This is a genomic window from Bartonella sp. AA2SXKL, from assembly GCF_042197205.1.
Taxonomy (GTDB): Bacteria; Pseudomonadota; Alphaproteobacteria; order Rhizobiales; family Rhizobiaceae; genus Bartonella.
The window spans coordinates 357-682 of sequence record NZ_JBHIRN010000168.1; the positions used below are offsets into that span (position 1 = coordinate 357).

1 pseudogene is annotated in these 326 nt (G+C 41.4%); it reads right to left on the reverse strand.

The window, feature by feature from the left end:
• A pseudogene (locus ACFINS_RS10475) lies at window positions 1–326 on the reverse strand (phosphate ABC transporter permease subunit PstC); the annotation flags it as partial.

Genomic DNA, 326 nt, shown 5'->3' on the forward strand with positions numbered 1-326 from the left:
TTCACCCTCCGCACCACTCGCTGAAAAACGTGGATCCCAAACCGTTCCTAAAAAAAAGTTTGAAAAGGGTACAGACTGAAAGAAACTCATCGTTTGAAAGAACATAGAGAGTGCAATGGCGGCTGTCGTCAAAACCGCAACGATAGATGCACAAATCAATCCAATAACAATCAAACACTCAACCTTATTGCGCGCACGCTGACGTGGAGAAACTTGCATAATTCCACAAATAAAACCACAAGATGCAATGACAAAAAGGACACCATGACCGATAAACTGTAACTTTTCAGAAGAATTAACCCATGACTGTGCTATCCTTAACACAT